We start from the raw sequence: 17,430 nt of genomic DNA, 5'->3' as shown, positions 1-17,430 counted from the left end.
CACGGCCGGTACCTGCGAGAATTCCGGGTATGGCGGCACCATCGGTCCCGGGGCCGGCCCCGGATTCGGCTTCGGCTGCGGGGGAGTGGGCGAGGTACTGGCAGTACGCGGAACTGCCCGACCTCGATCTTCTGCGCGCCCGGTACGTCCGCCACACCTTCCCGCGCCACAGCCACGAGGGCTATGTCTTCGGCACCATCACCCGGGGCATCGAAGACGTCGGGCTGCCCGGCGGCACCGTGCACGCGGGTCCCGGCACCGTCGTCATGATCAATCCGGAGGTGCCGCACACCGCCCGGGCCGGGGCCCCCGAGGGCTGGGTGTATGCCACGCTGTACCCGTCCGCGCAGGTGATCAACGACATCGCGGCCGATACGACGCGGCTGCGCGGCACGGTCGGCTTCGCCGAGACCAGCGTCCTGGACCCGGAGGCGGCCCGGCTCATCGACGAGGTGCACCGGGCGGCCGAGGAGGGCAATGCGCTCGCCGCCGACAGCATGCTGCGGATCATGGTCGCGCGGCTGCTCAGCCGCCACGGCAGCGTGCTGCCCGCCCGTGCTCCCCGGTCGGCCGGCGCCCAGGACGCGGAGCGGGCGCGTGCGGTGCTGGAGAGCCGCATGGCCGAGCCGCCGACGCTGGAGACGTTGGCCGCCGAGCTCGGCACCAGCCCCTTCGCCCTGCTGCGTGCGTTCAAGAAGCAGTACGGGATGCCGCCGCACACCTGGCTCACCGATGCCCGGGTGCGGCGTGCACGGCGGATGCTCGATGCGGGCATCGCGCCGGCGGACGCGGCGGCAGAGGTCGGCTTCACCGATCAACCGCACCTCAATCGTCATTTCACCCGGATCGTGGGGGTTCCGCCCGGCGCGTACCAGCGCGAACGCGCAAAAACGTACAAGACCGGTCCTGATTCGTCCGCGTAGCGTTCCCGACGTGCCAGAACAGACAGCATCCTCAGAGAGACTCGGCGAGACAGCCGAGACCGCCGACGGCGTCACCGCCGATGGCATCGCAGCCGTCGGCGAGGCGAAGCAGGACGCGGCCGTCATCCGCGATGCGCTCGGCGTCGGTATCGCGGTGGGCCTCTCCGGCTTCGCCTTCGGTGTCACCTCGGCGGGCTCCGGCCTGAGCCTGCTCCAGACCTGCGCGCTCAGCCTCCTCGTCTTCACCGGCGCCTCGCAGTTCGCGCTGGTGGGCGCACTTGCCGCAGGCGGAAACCCGTACACCGCCGCCGCCGGTGCGTTCTTCCTCGGCGTACGCAACGCCTTCTACGGTCTGCGGCTGTCACAGCTGCTCGCCCTCCCGCGCGCCGTGCGACCGCTCGCCGCCCACTGGGTCATCGACGAGACAACCGCGGTGACGCTGCCGCAACCAACCCGGCGGGCCGCACGGATCGGCTTCACCGTCACCGGACTCACCCTGTACGTGCTGTGGAACCTGACCACACTGCTGGGGGCACTGGGCGCCGAGGCGCTCGGCGACACCGACACCTGGGGGCTGGACGCGGCAAGCCCCGCCGTCTTCCTCGCCCTGCTCGCTCCGATGCTGAAGAGCACCATGGAGCGCATCACGGCCGCTCTCGCCGTCCTGCTTGCCCTGGGGGCGCTGCCCATGCTGCCCGCGGGCGTACCCGTGCTGCTTGCCGCGCTTGCCGCGCCTGCCGTCCTCTTCCTGATGGGACGCAGGAAGGCATCGGCCACGGACAGCCCGGCCAAGGACGCGACCACGACGGAGGACGCCCGATGAACGTATGGATAGCGATCGCCCTCACCGCCGCCGGCTGCTACCTCGCCAAGCTGCTCGGACTGCTGGTCCCCGCGGGGGCACTGGAACGCCCGCTCGTACAGCGTCTTGCCGCACTCCTGCCGGTGGCGCTCCTGGCGGCCCTCACGGCGCAGCAGACCTTCGGGAACGGACAGCAGCTGGTGCTCGACGCCCGGGGTGCGGGGCTCGCTGCCGCCGCACTCGCCCTGGTGCTGCGCGCACCCTTCCTGGTGGTCGTGGGAGCTGCCGTCGTCGTCACGGCCGGGGTGCGCGCGCTCGGATAGACCGACGGCGCGTCCGCCGCCCCATGACGACGGCGTCGGAAGCGACCGCGCCGCCCGGTCTCAGTCGAGGCTGCGGCCGTGGGCCCGCAGCGTCAGCAGCGCCTTGAGCGTCACCAGGGGGCGGCCCTCCAGGGCGGTGCCCGGTGCCCACTGCCGCCAGTTCACCGGCCAGCCGCCGTCCGCCTGCTGCTCCGCCGCCAGATGGTCGAGCGAGCGTTCCAGCTCCTCGTCGGTGAACCAGCGGCGGGCGAGCGATTCGGGGGTGCGGGCGTAGTCGTACGGGAAATGCTGCTCGCCCGGTGCGTACCCGGCCGCCACCGGGTACTCCGCACGCCGCTCCGGATCCAGTACGGCCAGCCGCTGTTTCCCGTACCAGCCGCCCGAGGCGGTCCGCCGCCGCCTCCGCCCGTGCCTGGTCCGGAGCGCCGTCGAGGAAGGCGACCGCGGCTTCGATCTCGTACGGATGCGACTTCTCCAGCGCGTCGACCGCCGCCCAGCAGAAGTCCGTGGCCCGGAACAGCCAGGCGTGCCACACCGCGTTGCGGTGCAGCAGTCCGACGGCGGGGCCGGTGGCCAGCAACTGGGCCGGAGGGTCGTCGACGATCGGGATGAACGGCGCGGCCGGATAGCCGCGCTGCGAGGGGAGAAGTGCGGGCAGCGCCCCCTCCTTGGTCGACACATCGGTCAGGAAGCGGCAGATCCGCTCCACCCGCAGGCCGCTGCAGCGCCCGATGGAGTCCAGGACGCTGAGCGCATGGGCCGTGTGCAGCGGCTGGCTCACAGGTCCCCGCAGATCCGGTTCGAGTGCGTGACCGTATCCGCCGTCCTCATTGAGATAGGCGGCGAGCGCGGTCTCCACTGCGTCCGCGCTCCCTCCCAGGAAGTGATGGGCGAACCGCCGCTGTTTGAGGACGCGGGCCGTGAGCCAGACGAACTGCTCGGCACGCTTGAGGGGGCTTGCTCCTGTTCCGGCCATGGACCGACCGTAGGCTGGTAAGCGCTCTCGACAATGCGTAGCGGCCCGGCTGCACTCTCAGGAGCGGGATACTGAAGTCATGCGGTTGACGATTTTCTGGGAACGGATGGCGGACCACTTCGGTGCGGGGTACGCCGACTCCTTTGCGCGCGACCATGTGATGGCCGAGCTCGGCGGGCGTACGGTGCACCAGGCGCTGGCCGAGGGCTGGGAAGCGAAGGACGTCTGGCGCGGTATCTGCACGGCGGTCGGCATTCCCGCCGACAAACGCTGACGCCGTGCCCGCCCACCTCTGGACCTCAGCTGTTCCCGGGGTGGGCGGCTGGCTGTCACAGCCGTAGGCGAGACTGGATCCGTGGTACCGACAGACGAGACAGCCCAGACCCAGCCGCCCCTGACCCCGCCCGCCCCGCCGGCCGCGCCATTGACCCCGCCTTCCGGCGGCGGATCGGCCCGAATGCCCGCATGGCTGCCGCGAGCCATGGTTCTCGCCCTGGCGCTCTACGCCTGCTTCCAGCTCGGCAGTTGGGCGTTCGACCAGCTCATCGGGCTGTTGATCAATATTCTGATCGCCTTCTTCCTGGCGCTCGCCATAGAGCCTGCGGTGAGCCGGATGTCGGCGCGCGGCGTGCGCCGCGGTATGGCCACCTTCCTGGTCTTCCTCGTGGTGCTGATCGCCGGGGCCGGGTTCGTCGTGCTGCTCGGCTCGATGCTCGCGGGCCAGATCGTCGACATGGTCGAGGAGTTCCCCAAGTACCTCGACTCGGTGATCAACTGGATCAACCAGAATTTCCACACCGATCTCTCCCGGGTCGAGGTTCAGGACAGCCTGCTGCACTCCGACTGGCTGCAGAAGTACGTCCAGAACAGCGCGACCGGTGTGCTCGACGTCTCGACCACCGTGCTCGGCGGGCTCTTCCGGCTGCTGACGATCTTCCTGTTCTCGTTCTACTTCGCGGCCGACGGTCCCCGGCTGCGCCGCGCCCTGTGCTCCGTGCTGCCGCCCGCCCGGCAGGCCGAAGTGCTGAGGGCCTGGGAGATCGCGGTCGACAAGACCGGCGGTTATCTCTACTCGCGCGGACTGATGGCGCTCATCTCCGGGATCGCGCACTACGTCCTGCTGGTGATCCTCGGTGTGCCGTACGCCCCGGCGCTCGCGGTCTGGGTCGGCCTCGTCTCGCAGTTCATTCCCACGATCGGTACGTATCTGGCGGGCGCCCTGCCGATGCTGATCGCGTTCACCGTCGACCCCTGGTACGCCCTGTGGGTGCTCGGATTCGTCGTGATCTACCAGCAGTTCGAGAACTATGCGCTGCAGCCCAAGCTCACCTCGAAAACCGTGGACATCCATCCGGCGGTCGCCTTCGGCTCGGTCATCGCCGGTACGGCTCTGATGGGCGCCGTGGGCGCGCTCATTGCGATCCCGGCCGTCGCCACGCTGCAGGCATTCCTCGGTGCCTATGTGAAGCGCTACGACGTGACGGACGACCCACGGGTGCACGGCCGGCATCTGTGGGGGCGCGGCGAGTCGGTGCTCCCACGGCTGCGGCGCGTGGCGACCCGGGATCCGGGGAACGACGGTGACGCGGATGCCGAGCGGCCGAACGTCCCGGATCCGCAGGGCTGAAACGACAACCGGACGGCACGTGGTCCGGCAGGTTGCGTCGCGCGTGCGGTGCGGGAGCGCGGGTTGCGGGGGCGTGGGGGGTGCGGTTCGCGGGCGGGCTCAGCGATAGCCCGTCACGTCGGCCGGACGGCCCGCGTCCTGGACCTCGGGGACGTACCTCCAGGCGTCGGGGCGGCTGCCGTCGAGGTCGGTGAAGCCGTAGACCTGCGCCAAGTGCCCGCTGGACAACGACTGTCCGTTCCAGCGTGCGACCTCCGGGTCCTGCGCGAGCGCGGCCACGGCCCGGCCGACGAATGCGGGACTCTCGGAGATGGCGAAATGCGGCGCGCGGGCGATCGCGTCGGGCCAGTTCGCCTCGGTGACGCCGTAGGCATCGAGCATGGCCTCGGAGCGCAGCCAGCCGGGCGTGAGCGACACGGCGGTCGCACTGTGCGGCTTCAGTTCGTGTGCCAGGGCGAACGCCATCCGGTTCACTGACGCCTTGGCCAGGTCGTAGAAGAAGGAGACCCGGTAGGTGGCGGCGTTGTACTCGTGATGAGGAGCGGAAGCGCGTAGCGGCTGGTGATGGCGTGGGTGTCGACGGCAAGGCGCAGGGTGTGCAGGCCGGTGTCCAGGGAGGACTCCCAGACCGATTTGCCCCACTTGATCTCTGCTCCCCAGATGTCGTTCACGAGAACGTGCAGGCAGCCGTGGTCCCGCCGGATGCGCGCCCCCAGTGCGCAGACCTCCGAGGGCACGAGATGGTCCACCCGCACAGGGATCCCGTGGCCGCCCGCCTCGTCCACGAGAGCCGCGGTCTGCTCGATGGTCTCCGGACGGTTCATCTCCGACCGTTGGGTCCCGGTCGTCCGCCCGGTCACATAGACAGTCGCTCCGACCGCCCCCAGCTGAACGGCGATGCCTCGGCCCGCACCGCGCGTGGCGCCAGCGACCAGGGCCATTCTTTCTGCCGGTGATGTCACCATATGGCCGGAATCTAGCATGAGGTTCACCACGTCTCCTTGACTCCCAAAGTGCGCGATGCTAAGGCGCTACTCTGGGGGCGGGCCGGTCCGGCGCGGTGCGCTTGACACTGAAATCGAACATCCATTCTCATGGGATTCCGGCCGGGTTTTCCCGGGCCCGACCGTGGAGTTGTCCACAGGCCGGGAGGACGTCGAGGCCCATTGTCAGTGGCAGGGGTTAGCGTCTTTGACGTGAAGCGATCGACTCAAGCAAATCGGGTGGAACCCATGGCAGGAACCGACCGCGAGAAGGCGCTGGACGCCGCACTCGCACAGATTGAACGGCAATTCGGCAAGGGCGCGGTGATGCGCCTCGGTGAGCGGCCGAACGAGCCCATCGAGGTGATCCCCACCGGGTCGACCGCGCTCGACGTCGCCCTCGGCGTCGGAGGACTGCCGCGCGGCCGTGTGGTGGAGGTCTACGGGCCGGAGTCCTCCGGCAAGACGACGCTGACGCTGCACGCGGTGGCGAATGCGCAGCGGCTCGGCGGCTCGGTGGCCTTCATCGACGCGGAGCACGCCCTCGACCCCGAGTACGCGAAGAAGCTCGGCGTCGACATCGACAACCTGATCCTGTCCCAGCCGGACAACGGTGAGCAGGCGCTCGAGATCGTGGACATGCTGGTCCGCTCGGGCGCTCTCGACCTGATCGTCATCGACTCCGTCGCGGCGCTCGTGCCGCGCGCGGAGATCGAGGGTGAGATGGGTGACTCGCACGTGGGTCTGCAGGCCCGTCTGATGAGCCAGGCGCTCCGCAAGATCACCAGCGCGCTCAACCAGTCCAAGACCACCGCGATCTTCATCAACCAGCTCCGCGAGAAGATCGGTGTGATGTTCGGCTCCCCGGAGACCACGACCGGTGGCCGGGCGCTGAAGTTCTACGCATCGGTGCGCCTCGACATCCGCCGCATCGAGACGCTGAAGGACGGCACCGACGCGGTCGGCAACCGCACCCGCGTCAAGGTCGTCAAGAACAAGGTCGCGCCGCCGTTCAAGCAGGCCGAGTTCGACATCCTCTACGGCCAGGGCATCAGCCGCGAGGGCGGTCTGATCGACATGGGCGTGGAGCACGGCTTCGTGCGCAAGGCGGGCGCCTGGTACACGTACGAGGGCGACCAGCTCGGCCAGGGCAAGGAGAACGCCCGTAACTTCCTCAAGGACAACCCCGACCTCGCCAACGAGATCGAGAAGAAGATTCTCGAAAAGCTGGGCATCGGCGTCAGGCCGGACGCGGCTCTGAGTGTCGAGCCCGGTGCGGACGCGGCGGGCGGCGCTGCGGCTCCGGCCGACGGCGCGAAGTCGGTGCCCGCTCCGGCCGGCAAGGCCAAGCCGGCCAAGGCTGCGGCGGCCAAGAGCTAGACCGTGACGCGTCGTACGGAGTGGCCGGACAGCGCTGTCGGCGCCGGTCCCGGCCCAGGAGCCGCCGGGCGCACGGCCGATTCCGCGTCCGAGTCCGCATACGGGCCGGAGGCCGGTCCCGGTTACGGCACCGGCTCGGGCGGGCGAGTCGGCGAGGGCGCGGACCGTTGTGCCCGCTCCCGCTCCAGGAACAGCGGCTCCCCTTCCTCGTCGAGGGCCGAGAAGGGGGAGCCGCGAGACCCGGTCGAGCAGGCGCGCAATATCTGTCTGCGGCTGCTCACCGGGACTCCGCGCACCCGCAAGCAGCTTGCGGATGCTTTGCGTAAACGGGAGATCCCGGACGAGGCAGCCGAAGATGTGCTGTCGCGTTTCGAGGACGTCGGGCTGATCGACGACGCGGCGTTCGCCGACGCCTGGGTGGAGTCCCGGCACCACGGCCGGGGGCTGGCCCGCCGCGCTCTCGTCCGGGAGCTGCGCACCAAGGGGGTGGACTCGGCGGTGATCGACGAGGCCGTCGGGCAGCTCGACTCCGAGCAGGAGGAGGAGACGGCCCGCGAGCTCGTCGCGCGCAAACTCCGCTCCACTCGCGGACTGGACCGCGACAAGCGGCTGCGCCGCCTTGCGGGCATGCTCGCGCGCAAGGGGTACGGGGAGGGGATGGCCCTGCGCGTGGTGCGCCAGGCACTCGAAGCAGAGGGCGAGGACACGGAAGGCCTGGACGAGCCGTTCTGACGGCGTCCCTATCGGGATGTGCAGGGCTGCGTACACAGGGGGCGTGCACGCAGCGGATGTACACGGCGCGGGCCTTGCGCGCGGAGGGCGTGCACGGTGACGGTGTGCACGCCGGGGGTTGCTGCGGGTCGGGGGAGGCGCGGCGGTCACTGCCCGGCATGTGAGGAGCGGCGGATGGTGGCGTCCAGCAGGGCCACAGCATCCGCCGCGGTGCGGCCGGGGTGTCGGTTCCACGGGCCGATCAGGTCGGTCCAGCCCTGCGAGCGGAGCTCGGCGACGATCCAGGCGCCGGCCCGGTCCACGGTGTCGAGGGAGCCGTAGCCCAGGCGGTGTGCGGTGAGAAGGGCGCCGCAGACGCACCGGGCGCCGCGGGCGTTCCGCAGCCGGTACGGGGTGTTCTGCCAGCCCCACTCGGTCAGGATCTGCCGGGCATAGGCGAGGTGGGTGGAGGGCCGCAGTTCGGGCTGCCCGATGCGGCGCCAGCTGTGGAACCGGTCGGGGAGGATCGCGCCGAGGCGCCCGGGGAGGGGGCGCTCGCGCGGGGCGGCCGGGGGCACGGAGCGGACCGAGTCGGCGATCAGCTGGTCGACGGGCACGGACAACAGATCGCGCCAGTCGGCCGGATGCCGGTCCGCCGGGTGCGGCACGGAGCCGGGTGAGGCGGAACGCACCGGTTCGGGGACGGTGATGTCCCAGCCCGTGACGATCTGCTGCCAGGCCTCCGTGTCATGGAGGCGGGCGGCCTGACGGTCGAGCTGGTCGGGGGTGAGGGCGGTGGTCGGCATCTGCGTGGCATCTCCGTCATATCGATCCCTTGTATGAGGCGAATGTCCGTCTTGTGGTGAATGCGCTCCACCGGGGTGAGCCATTCGGGTGCGTGTCGGGTCGGATCCCGGTCGGTCCCGGGTCGGTTCCGGAGCGGTTCCGAGGGGAGGCGGGACAGCGGCTGCCGGGGGAAAACCCCCGTACGAAGACGCCGACGCGCTCCAGTGCCCAGGTACCTGTGCACAGAGCACTGTGTGACGCATGGCAGAGAAGTCCGGTGGCACCGGCATCACAGAACTGGCCGCTCTCGGAGCGCTCGCGCAGCCGAGGCGGCAGCAGATCCTTCAGCACCTCACCCTGCACGGCCCCGCGACGTCCGCGATCCTTGCCCGCGCTCTCGGGCTGAACACCGGGGCCACCAGCTACCACCTGCGCGAACTGGCCAGGTACGGCTTCGTGGAGGACATCCCGGCCGAGGAGCCGGACGGGCGTCGGACGAGGTGGTGGCGGGCCGTTCCCGGCGACCGGCGCTTCCCGCCCCGGTCCCGCCAGAGCCCCGAGGTGCGGCTCGCCATGGACGAGCTGAACCGCCATGCATACGCCGCCGACCTCGCCCTCTTCGAGCAGCTTCAGCGCGACAGCGGCGAACGGGGCGAGTGGGCCGACGCGTTCCCGTACTCGCGCGGCGCCATCCGGCTCACGCTCCCCGAGCTCCACGCGTTCTTCGAGGAGTACATCGCCCTCATGAACCGCTACAAGCGGTCCGACGCCGACACTCCGCCGGGCGCCCGCACGGTCCACACCCGGCTGCTCGCCTTCCCGGCCCCGCCCCTTACGGCCGACAACCGCACGAGAGAGACGGACGCATCATGATGCTGCGCTACGCCCTGCAGACGATCCGAGACCGCAAGGGCGGGTTCCTCGGCGCCCTGCTGGCCCTGATGTGCGCCGCTGCCCTTGTCACCGCCTGCGGCACGCTTCTGGAGACCGGCCTGCGCGGACGGATCGCGACCGAGCGCTATGCCGCGGCTCCGCTCATCGTCTCCGCCGACCAGAATGTCCACCGGACCACCGTCAAGCACAAGGGCAACGGGAAGACGAAGGTCAAGCACAAGGCGAAACCCGTCGCTGAGCGCGCCTGGCTCCCCGCAGCCACCGCGGACCGGATCCGGAACGTGGACCGCGTACGCAAGGTGGTCCCCGAACTCACCTTCCTCGCCGTGCCCGTTGCCCAGTCCGCCGGCAAGCCTGTCGCCAAGCCCGCCACATCCTCCACGCCCTCGTACGGACACTCCTGGGCCTCCGCCTCCCTCACGCCCTTCGCTCTCACCGCAGGCCGTCCCCCCGTCTCCGCCGACGACGTGGTGATCGACCGGGGTCTCGCCGAGCGGACCGGCCTGAAGCCCGGAGACCGGCTCACCGTGCAGTCCACCGGCGCTCCCCGCCCGTACCGCATCAGCGGTGTCGCGGCCCCGGCCCACCGCGGCGACCTCCGGCAGCAGACCTCCCTCTTCTTCTCCGGCGCCGAGGCCGCCCGCCTCTCCGCCCGTCCCGGCCAGGTCACCGCCCTCGGTGTGGTGCCCGCGCCGGGCACGGACCTCGACCGGCTGAAGCAGCAGGTGGAGCAGGCGCTCAGGGGCACCACCGCGCAGGTGTCCACAGGCGACGACCGGGGCCCCGTCGAGTTCCTGGATGCCGCGGGCGCCCGGATCAAGCTCGTTTCCATGGGCGGTGCGATGGGTGGCACCTCACTCCTCGTCGCGATCCTCGTGGTCGTCGGCACCTTTGCGCTCTCCATCCAGCAGCGCCACCGTGAGCTGGCCCTGTTGCGCGCCATCGCCGCCACACCGCGCCAGGTCCGCCGTCTTCTCGGGCGTGAGGCGCTGGTCGTCGGGGCCGTGGCCGGCGTGCTGGGCTCGCTCGCCGGACTGCCGCTCGCCGGCTGGCTCCACAGTCGATTCATCGACATGGGTGCGATCCCACCGTCGCTGGAACGCACCGCGGGCATCTTCCCGGTTTTCGCCGCCCTCGCCGTCACCCTTCTTAGTGCCTGGGCAGCCGCCAGGATCTCCGGCCGCAGGATCGCCCGTATCCGCCCTGCCGAGGCCATGGCCGAGTCCACGGTCGAGCGCGAGCGGCCGGCCGCGGTCCGGATCGCCGCAGGTCTGGTGCTGCTCGCGGGCGGCGGAGCGCTCGTCGCCGTACTCGGCAGCCTGCGCAACGAGGCGGCCTCGACCCCCGTCACCTTCCTGGCCGTCGTGGTGCTGGCCACGGCCGTGTCGCTACTCGGACCGCTTCTCGTCAAGGTGGCGGCGGCACTGCTTGCGGGCCCGCTCCGGCCGACCGGTTCCGCAGGCACTCTCGCCACCGCGAACATCCGTGGAAACTCCACCCGGATGGCCGCCGTCGTCACCCCGCTCACCCTGCTCATCGCGATGACCTGCACGGTTCTCTTCGTCCAGCCGACCCTCGGTGACGCCGCCCGCGCCCAGGCCCGCGAAGGAACCCGTGCCACCTGGGTCCTCTCCTCCCAGGGGCCCGGAGTCCCGTCCGCCGCCGTCGAGGCCGTGCGCAGGACGCAGGGTGTGACGGCCGCCACCGAGGTCGTACGGACCACGGTCAGGGTCGGCCTCGAGAAGTTCACTGCTCAGGGCGTCACCCAGGCCGGTCTCGCCCACACCTGGGACCCCGAGGTGACCAGCGGCTCGCTCGCCGGTTTCGCAGCCCGTCCCGGCACCGCCGCGATCAGTGAACTCGCCGCCGAACAGCTGGGGCTGCACGCCGGCAGCGAACTGACAGTGCACCTCGGCGACGGCACACCCACCACCCTCACCGTCGCCGCGGTCTATACCCGCGGCCTCGGTTTCGGCGATCTGACCCTGCCCCACGACCTGGTCGCCCGTCACATGGACAACCCCCTCGCCGCCACGGTCCTGGTCGCCGGAGACAGCGACCGCAGCCGCCTCGCCGCCGCGCTGCGGAAGTTCCCCGGCATCGCCGTGCTCGCCCCTGCCACCGCCGACCGGCTCCAGGCGGACCGGCAGCAGCAGAACGCAGAGGTCAACTATCTGGCCATGGGCCTGGTTCTCGCCTTCACCGCGATCGCGGTCGTCAACACCCTCGCCATGTCCGTGTCCGAGCGGATCCGGGAGTTTGCCATGCTCCGGCTGGCCGGTGCCACTCGACGCCAGGTCCTGCGGATGCTCCGTATCGAAGCCCTGTCGGTTCTGCTGATCGCCGCCGCCCTCGGCACCGGCATCGCCCTCGCCGTGCTGACCGCCTTCAGCATCGGCATGACCGGCAGTGCGGCGCCCACCGTCCTGCCGTCGGTGTACGCGACAGTGGTGGGCGCAGCCGCACTGCTGGCACTCGTCGCCTCGACGCTGCCCGGCCGGCTGGCACTCAAGGTCAGCCCGGTGGAGGTGGCGACGTCCAAGCAGTGACACCGCCGGCCGGTGGCGGGCGGAACGGCGCAGGGAGCAGCGCGGCCGGGCCCGCCACCGGTCAGGCGCCGACCGGCAGCCCCGCCGCCCGCCACGCCTGGAACCCGCCGATCAGATCGGTCGCCCGGTGCAGCCCCAACTGCCTCAGGGACGCGACCGCGATACTCGACGCGTACCCCTCGTTGCAGACCACCACCACCCGCAGATCGTGGCTGACCGCCTCCGGCGCGCGATGGCTGCCCTGCGGGTCGAGCCGCCACTCCAGCTCGTTGCGCTCGACGACCAGCGCCCCCGGAATCAGCCCGTCCCGCTCGCGCAGCGCCGCGTAGCGTATGTCCACCAGCAGGGCGCCGTCCGCTGCGGCGGCGATCGCCTCGTGCGGACCGATGCGGTCGTATCCGGCCCGGACCCGCTCCAGCAGTTCGTCGATCCCCAGCCGCTCCGCACCGTTGTTGCGCTCGTCGCTCACTGCCAGTCCTCCGGGCGTTCGATGTGCTCAAGACGGAGTAGCGCACCGGTACGGCTGTAGCGCCGGATCTGCGGCAGCGGCGGATAGTACGCATGGACCGAGACCGCGTGCTCGGTGCCGGATTCGTTCAGCACCTCGTGCACATGGTGCTGCCCGAACGCCCTGCCCCGGCCGGTCGTCAACTGCCGGGACCGGTCGACGCCTTCGGCCACTTCGAGGGTTTTCCAGCCGTCGGCGGGCAGCCTGGCCGCGAGCGAACGCTCCGTGAGCGTGCCGGCCGCGGTGGTGAAGGCGCCGATCGAGTCGGCGTGGTCGTGCCAGCCGGTGCCGGTGCGCGGCGGCCAGCCGATCAGCCAGGCCTCGCTGCCGCCGGGGCCGTCGAGCCGGATCCAGGTGCGGCCCACCTCGGGATCGAGGGGGAGCGAGGCGATCAGACCGGGGTCCGCCGCCGTACGACGGACGAAGTCGAGCAGTTCCGCAGCCGTGGGACCGGCACCGGAGTCCGGGCCGGAAGAAGGCGTGCGTACAGAAGGTGGGGGAGAGACAGACACAGGGACCGTCCTGAGAGTTCGCGCGTGATGCCCGGCGTGCGACAGAGCACACGCCGCGGCGGGGAGAGGCGATTCAGCAGGACGGGCGACACACGCAGCCCGCATAGCGGACGAGGTCCATATGGACCCTCCGCCACAGGCGCACATCGGTGTCGGTCACATTTCGGAGTACACCATGTGCTGCCCGGGGGGGGGTGCCCCTATCTGTTTCGTCAACCCCGGTGGGGTCGGCTTGTAGGGGTTGATCCCGGTTTTCGGGAACGTCCCGCGAAGCGGGTTGTTCCGGCCCAGTTCTCGTATAGCTACGGCCACCAGACTAGTAACGCTAAGCAACCATCCGGCGTCGGTTTGGATTCGCTCGTTCCGCTTCTGCTGACGGATCGCCACGATGTGGTGATCCAACTGGCTGGGCGAAGGAGCAATGGGTGCGTCAGGACTGGGAACCGGAAGAGCTCATCGAGGTCTGGACACTTCTCGAAGACGATATGAAGCGGCTGCGGAACAAGTCCGGGGCGAACAGGCTGGGCTTCGCGATGCTGCTGAAGTTCTTCGAGGTGGAGGCCCGCTTCCCGGAGACCGGCGGGGAAGTCCCGGCCGCTGCGGTGGCTTATGTGGCCCAGCAGGTGAAGGTGCCGGCGCAGGAGTGGGCGGGGTACGACTGGCGGGGCCGGGCAGCCACCCGCCACCGGACGGAGATCCGTGACGCCTTCGGTTTCCGGGCGAACACCGAGGAAGACCAGGGGAAGCTGGCCGAGTGGCTGACGGCGGAACTGTGCGGGGTGGAGATGTCCCGCGAGCGGCTGGCGGAGGCGGTCGTCGCCCGTTGCCGCAATGACCACATCGAGCCGCCGACGCCCGGTCAGGTCGGCCGGCTGGTGGGCAAGGCCGTCAGGGATTTCGACGCGCAGTTCTGCCGCAACACCGTGGACCGGCTGTCCCACGCGACGCGTTCACGGCTGGAGGACCTGGTCGCGGACGGTGAGGCGGGCACGGAACCGTCGGGGGGCCAGGCGACAACCGGTGGCGGGCGGTCGTTCTTCACCGAGCTCAAGGCCGACCCGGGGGCGCCGGGGCTGGAGAGCCTGTTCGCGGAGGTGGACAAGCTCCAGCGGGTGCGGAAGCTGGAGCTGCCCGCGGACTTGTTCGCCGACGTGTCGGAGAAGCAGGTGGACGCCTGGCGGGCGCGGGCGGCGAAGGAGTACCCAGCGAACCTGGAGCGGATGAAGCCGCCGATGCGCCTGACCTTGTTGGCTGCGCTGTGCCACGTGCGGCACACGGAGATCACTGACTCGCTGGTGGAGCTGTTCATCCAGCTTGTGCTGAAGATCAATACCAGGGCGGAGAAGAAGGTCGACAAGGAGCTGACGGGCGAGCTGAAGAAGGTGCGGGGCAAGGAGGCGATGATGCTGCGGGTCGCCGAGGCCGCTTTGTCCGAGCCCTCGGGCACGGTCCGCAGGGTGATCTATCCGGTGGTCGGCGGGGAGAAGACGCTCAAGGCCCTGGCCGCGGAGGCGGCGGCGAACGAGGCGAAGTACAAGGCGCGGATTCGCACGGTACTACGATCGGCGTATTCGGCGCACTGGCGCCGGATGCTCAAGCCGCTGCTGAAGGCGCTGACGCTCAAGTGCAACAACACCGCGTACCGGCCGGTGATGGACTCGATCGACCTGCTCCAGCGGTACCTGGACCAGCCCATCGCCAAGGAGGGCGCGTTCTTCGACGCAGCGGAGAGTGTGCCGCTGGAGGGCGTAGTGCCCGATCAGTGGCGGGCCGCGGTGGTGGACGACAAGGGCCGCGTGGAGCGCATCCCGTACGAGCTGTGCGCGCTGGTCAGCCTGCGCGAAGCGTTGCGGCGCCGGGAGATATGGGTGGTGGGGGCGAACCGGTGGCGCAACCCGGAGGACGACCTGCCGCAGGACTTCGAGGACAACCGGGACGTGCACTACGACGCGATCCAAAAGCCCCAGGACCCGGCGAAGTTCATCGCGGCCCTGCAGCACAAGCACCGCGAAGCCCTGGACCGGTTCGAGGCCGCGCTGGCCACGGACACCACCGGCGGGGTGGCGATCGTGAAGAAGAACGGCGAGGGGTGGATCAAGGTCTCGCCGCGGCCCAAGCAGGAGGAACCGGAAAACCTGGTCGCGGTGAAGGCTGAGATCGAACGGCGCTGGGGCACCATCGACCTCCTGGACATCTTGAAGTACGCGGAGTTCGACACCGACTTCATCGCCGAGTTCACCTCGGTGGCAACGAGGGAGAACCTGTCCCGGGACGTCCTTCGCAGAAGGCTGCTTCTGGTCCTTTTCGGGCTGGGCACCAACATGGGCATCAAGAGGGTCGCGGTGACGGGCAAGCACGGCGAGTCGGAAGCGACGCTGCGCCGGGTACGGCACCTGTTCGTGAACCGGGCCAACATGCGCGCCGCGCTGGTGAAGCTGGTCAACGCCACCTTCGCGGTCCGCGATGAGATTTGGTGGGGCACGGGTACGGCGTGTGCCTCCGACAGCCGCAAGTTCGGCGCGTGGTCGTCGAACTTCATGACGGAGTGGCACCAGCGCTACCGGGGCCCCGGGGTCATGATTTATTGGCATGTGGAACGAAAGTCCGTGTGCATTTACAGCCAGCTGAAGTCCTGTTCGGCCTCCGAGGTCGCCGCGATGATCGAGGGCGTGCTGCGGCACTGCACCGACATGGAGGTCGACCGCCAGTACACCGACACCCACGGCGCCTCGATCGTCGGGTTCGCCTTCGCGCACATGCTGGACTTCAAGCTGATGCCCAGGCTGAAGAACATCGGGCGGGCCCGGCTGTACCGGCCGGCGGCGGGTGAGGACAAGAACTGGCCCCACCTGGCCCCGGTGCTCTCCACCAGAACAATCGACTGGGACCTGATCGCCCAGCAGTACGACCAGATCGTGAAGTACACCACCGCGCTCAGGCTGGGCACCGCCGAGGCCGAGCAGGTCTTGCGCCGGTTCACCAAGGGCGGCCCCAAGCACCCGACCTACCAGGCGATCGAGGAGTTGGGGCGCGCGGTGCGCACGGCGTTCATCTGCGACTACCTCTCGGACGCGGACATGCGCAAGGAGATCGGTGAGGGCCTGCAGGTGGTGGAGAACTGGAACTCGGCGAACCAGGACCTGTTCTATGGCAAGGACGGCGATCTGACGGGGGCGGACAAGGAGAGCCAGGAGGTCTCGATGCTCGCCCTGCACCTCTTGCAGAGCAGTCTCGTGCATGTCAACACCTTGCTGGTACAGCAGGTTTTGGCCGACCCGAAGTGGGCCGGCAAGCTCACCGAGGCAGACCGGCGGGCACTGTCGCCTCTGTTCTGGACCCACGTGAATCCGTATGGAAGATTCGAACTGGATATGAACAGCCGTCTCGACCTGGACCTCGCCGCCACGGTGCCCGGCCCGCGCAGTCCGCAGGATGAGGCAGCTGCGGCCGGGAGCTGATGAGGATGGTCGGCTGCCCCTCGTTCCGTCAGTCCAGCCTGGTGGAACGGACTACCTCGATCCTGCGTAGCCACGGCCGTAGACCTGGGGTTGGCATAATCTGGGCCACGCACCATTACGTGCGCGCTCGCCAAGGGCGATGCTGCTATTCCTCGGTCTTGAGGCTGTGCGTGTGCTGGATGGTGGAGACGTTGGGGGCGTGCCGTGCCGCAGGCGGCGGAGGCAGGGCAGGTCCCAGCAGACGTCCCGGTGGCTGAAGGGGTCCAGGGTGCGGCCGAGGTGGTGGATCGGGGGTTCGGCTGTTGTCGTCGAGGAGCAGGGTTAGCAGCGGGCCGTTGAGGGTGTCGGTGCCGAGCGCCGCCTCGGTGTGGTGGGCTACAGCTTTCAGCACGGGTACCAGACCGGGATGCTCCGTGCCCTCTGCGTCGAGCTGTTCCTGCACCGCGTCCCACCAGGGGTGTGGTGCAGGTGGTCTGGTGTAGGTGTAGCCGGGCTCGAAACGCTCGGTGCACTGACCGTCGCGCCAGCGCGCGAAGCCATTCATGCCGTCCCCGCCCCGTAGGACGCTGAAGGTCTCGGTGCCTTGGGATAGTGCCGACAGAGGGCCGGACATTGCGCCCATGACCCCGTACTCCTCGAAGCAGAACGACCAGTCGTCCAGGGCCCCGGCACGTAGCACCGATCCCTCTTTCCCGCTGAGCTGCACGGCTTGCTGTCGAGTCAGGATTTGGGCGGTTCGGCTGTCGGCCCCGTACCGGGCAAGGACGTCGTGCGGTGTGATGCAGCGGGTGAAGGTCACGCACCACATCACCGTGCTCGGATCTGTGACCCATGCCCACGGCATGGGCGGCGAGTCTTCCACGTTGATCTCCTTCAGCTCTACGGAAGGGCCCCGAGAATCATCTTGAGTTCTAGTGGTCGTTGCAACACCCCAGCTCAGGGGATGCAATGGACTTCGAGATACGCGCGGACCGGGGGCCGCAGGGGCGTAGGAAGCT

At 69.7% G+C, this 17,430-nt stretch carries 15 protein-coding genes and 2 pseudogenes; 10 read left to right on the top strand and 7 right to left on the bottom strand.

All coding sequences use genetic code 11. The features are described from left to right. Window positions 1-29: 29 nt before the first annotated feature. The 3 genes from ACWD6R_RS28850 to ACWD6R_RS28840 all read left to right on the top strand — a co-directional run bounded on the left by ACWD6R_RS28850 (window position 30) and on the right by ACWD6R_RS28840 (window position 2,048). Entirely contained in the window at window positions 30-923 is an 894-nt protein-coding gene (locus ACWD6R_RS28850; protein ID WP_451821373.1) for an AraC family transcriptional regulator, read from the top strand. Window positions 924-1,008: 85 nt separating this feature from the next. Further along, complete coding sequence (locus tag ACWD6R_RS28845; protein WP_451821386.1) at window positions 1,009-1,746, top strand: AzlC family ABC transporter permease; 738 nt, start codon at window positions 1,009-1,011, stop codon at window positions 1,744-1,746. Beyond that, complete coding sequence (locus ACWD6R_RS28840; RefSeq protein ID WP_358858896.1) at window positions 1,743-2,048, top strand: AzlD domain-containing protein; 306 nt, start codon at window positions 1,743-1,745, stop codon at window positions 2,046-2,048. Before ACWD6R_RS28845 ends, ACWD6R_RS28840 begins: the two co-directional genes overlap by 4 nt. 60 nt (window positions 2,049-2,108) lie before the next feature. Here the strand turns inward: ACWD6R_RS28840 and ACWD6R_RS28835 are convergent. Beyond that, a pseudogene (locus tag ACWD6R_RS28835) lies at window positions 2,109-3,024 on the bottom strand (hypothetical protein). A gap of 79 nt (window positions 3,025-3,103) precedes the next feature. On the opposite strand from ACWD6R_RS28835, the gene ACWD6R_RS28830 reads away from it, so the two are divergent. Together ACWD6R_RS28830 and ACWD6R_RS28825 are read left to right on the top strand one after the other, a co-directional pair. Beyond that, complete coding sequence (locus ACWD6R_RS28830) at window positions 3,104-3,298, top strand: DUF3046 domain-containing protein (RefSeq protein ID WP_451821372.1); 195 nt, start codon at window positions 3,104-3,106, stop codon at window positions 3,296-3,298. A 183-nt stretch (window positions 3,299-3,481) separates the two neighbouring features. Continuing rightward, window positions 3,482-4,651: an AI-2E family transporter gene (locus ACWD6R_RS28825; RefSeq protein ID WP_451821371.1), complete on the top strand. Its 1,170-nt coding sequence runs from the start codon at window positions 3,482-3,484 to the stop codon at window positions 4,649-4,651. Window positions 4,652-4,750: 99 nt separating this feature from the next. Here the strand turns inward: ACWD6R_RS28825 and ACWD6R_RS28820 are convergent. Continuing rightward, window positions 4,751-5,592 (bottom strand): annotated as a pseudogene (locus ACWD6R_RS28820) (SDR family oxidoreductase). A gap of 291 nt (window positions 5,593-5,883) precedes the next feature. Here ACWD6R_RS28820 and recA point away from each other — a divergent pair. Then, window positions 5,884-7,014, top strand: coding sequence for a recombinase RecA (recA, locus tag ACWD6R_RS28815; RefSeq protein ID WP_451821370.1), 1,131 nt, complete (start codon window positions 5,884-5,886; stop codon window positions 7,012-7,014). Window positions 7,015-7,017: 3 nt separating this feature from the next. Continuing rightward, window positions 7,018-7,746: a recombination regulator RecX gene (recX, locus tag ACWD6R_RS28810; protein WP_451821369.1), complete on the top strand. Its 729-nt coding sequence runs from the start codon at window positions 7,018-7,020 to the stop codon at window positions 7,744-7,746. 146 nt (window positions 7,747-7,892) lie between these two features. Here recX and ACWD6R_RS28805 read toward each other — a convergent pair whose 3' ends face one another. After that, window positions 7,893-8,531 (bottom strand): DUF6197 family protein, encoded by a 639-nt coding sequence (locus ACWD6R_RS28805; RefSeq protein ID WP_451821368.1) that lies wholly within the window; start codon window positions 8,529-8,531, stop codon window positions 7,893-7,895. A 241-nt stretch (window positions 8,532-8,772) separates the two neighbouring features. On the opposite strand from ACWD6R_RS28805, the gene ACWD6R_RS28800 reads away from it, so the two are divergent. Beyond that, window positions 8,773-9,384 (top strand): ArsR/SmtB family transcription factor, encoded by a 612-nt coding sequence (locus ACWD6R_RS28800; RefSeq protein ID WP_451821367.1) that lies wholly within the window; start codon window positions 8,773-8,775, stop codon window positions 9,382-9,384. Beyond that, complete coding sequence (locus tag ACWD6R_RS28795; RefSeq protein ID WP_451821366.1) at window positions 9,381-11,954, top strand: FtsX-like permease family protein; 2,574 nt, start codon at window positions 9,381-9,383, stop codon at window positions 11,952-11,954. Before ACWD6R_RS28800 ends, ACWD6R_RS28795 begins: the two co-directional genes overlap by 4 nt. A 61-nt stretch (window positions 11,955-12,015) precedes the next feature. Here the strand turns inward: ACWD6R_RS28795 and ACWD6R_RS28790 are convergent, their stop codons facing one another. From ACWD6R_RS28790 to ACWD6R_RS28780, 3 genes are all read right to left on the bottom strand, one after another. Then, on the bottom strand, window positions 12,016-12,423 hold the full coding sequence (locus tag ACWD6R_RS28790) for a rhodanese-like domain-containing protein (RefSeq protein WP_451821365.1): 408 nt from the start codon (window positions 12,421-12,423) through the stop codon (window positions 12,016-12,018). Continuing rightward, a complete protein-coding gene (locus ACWD6R_RS28785) occupies window positions 12,420-12,974 on the bottom strand; it encodes a cysteine dioxygenase (RefSeq protein ID WP_451821364.1) in 555 nt (184 codons plus the stop codon). Before ACWD6R_RS28785 ends, ACWD6R_RS28790 begins: the two co-directional genes overlap by 4 nt. Window positions 12,975-13,047: 73 nt before the next feature. Further along, window positions 13,048-13,119 (bottom strand): putative leader peptide, encoded by a 72-nt coding sequence (locus ACWD6R_RS28780; protein ID WP_309544753.1) that lies wholly within the window; start codon window positions 13,117-13,119, stop codon window positions 13,048-13,050. A gap of 280 nt (window positions 13,120-13,399) precedes the next feature. Here ACWD6R_RS28780 and ACWD6R_RS28775 point away from each other — a divergent pair, with 280 nt between their 5' ends. Next, window positions 13,400-16,432, top strand: a complete 3,033-nt coding sequence (locus ACWD6R_RS28775; protein WP_451821363.1) for a Tn3 family transposase — start codon at window positions 13,400-13,402, stop codon at window positions 16,430-16,432. 145 nt (window positions 16,433-16,577) lie between these two features. Here the strand turns inward: ACWD6R_RS28775 and ACWD6R_RS28770 are convergent, their stop codons facing one another. Then, a complete protein-coding gene (locus ACWD6R_RS28770) occupies window positions 16,578-17,240 on the bottom strand; it encodes a DUF6461 domain-containing protein (protein ID WP_451821385.1) in 663 nt (220 codons plus the stop codon). Between the last annotated feature and the right edge of the window lie 190 nt (window positions 17,241-17,430).

Source organism: Streptomyces sp. NPDC005151, from assembly GCF_053599875.1.
Note: the sequence above shows the minus strand (reverse complement) of the source record. Positions and strands in the feature narration are given on the sequence as shown.

Excerpts from the sequence above, each read along its gene's own strand:
- ACWD6R_RS28850 (WP_451821373.1), top strand. The coding sequence starts at position 30 with ATGGCGGCACCATCGGTCCCGGGGCCGGCCCCGGATTCGGCTTCGGCT.
- ACWD6R_RS28840 (WP_358858896.1), top strand. The coding sequence starts at position 1,743 with ATGAACGTATGGATAGCGATCGCCCTCACCGCCGCCGGCTGCTACCTC.
- ACWD6R_RS28830 (WP_451821372.1), top strand. The coding sequence starts at position 3,104 with ATGCGGTTGACGATTTTCTGGGAACGGATGGCGGACCACTTCGGTGCG.
- ACWD6R_RS28825 (WP_451821371.1), top strand. The coding sequence starts at position 3,482 with ATGCCCGCATGGCTGCCGCGAGCCATGGTTCTCGCCCTGGCGCTCTAC.
- recA (WP_451821370.1), top strand. The coding sequence starts at position 5,884 with ATGGCAGGAACCGACCGCGAGAAGGCGCTGGACGCCGCACTCGCACAG.
- ACWD6R_RS28805 (WP_451821368.1), bottom strand. The coding sequence starts at position 8,531 with ATGCCGACCACCGCCCTCACCCCCGACCAGCTCGACCGTCAGGCCGCC.
- ACWD6R_RS28800 (WP_451821367.1), top strand. The coding sequence starts at position 8,773 with ATGGCAGAGAAGTCCGGTGGCACCGGCATCACAGAACTGGCCGCTCTC.
- ACWD6R_RS28795 (WP_451821366.1), top strand. The coding sequence starts at position 9,381 with ATGATGCTGCGCTACGCCCTGCAGACGATCCGAGACCGCAAGGGCGGG.
- ACWD6R_RS28770 (WP_451821385.1), bottom strand. The coding sequence starts at position 17,240 with ATGTGGTGCGTGACCTTCACCCGCTGCATCACACCGCACGACGTCCTT.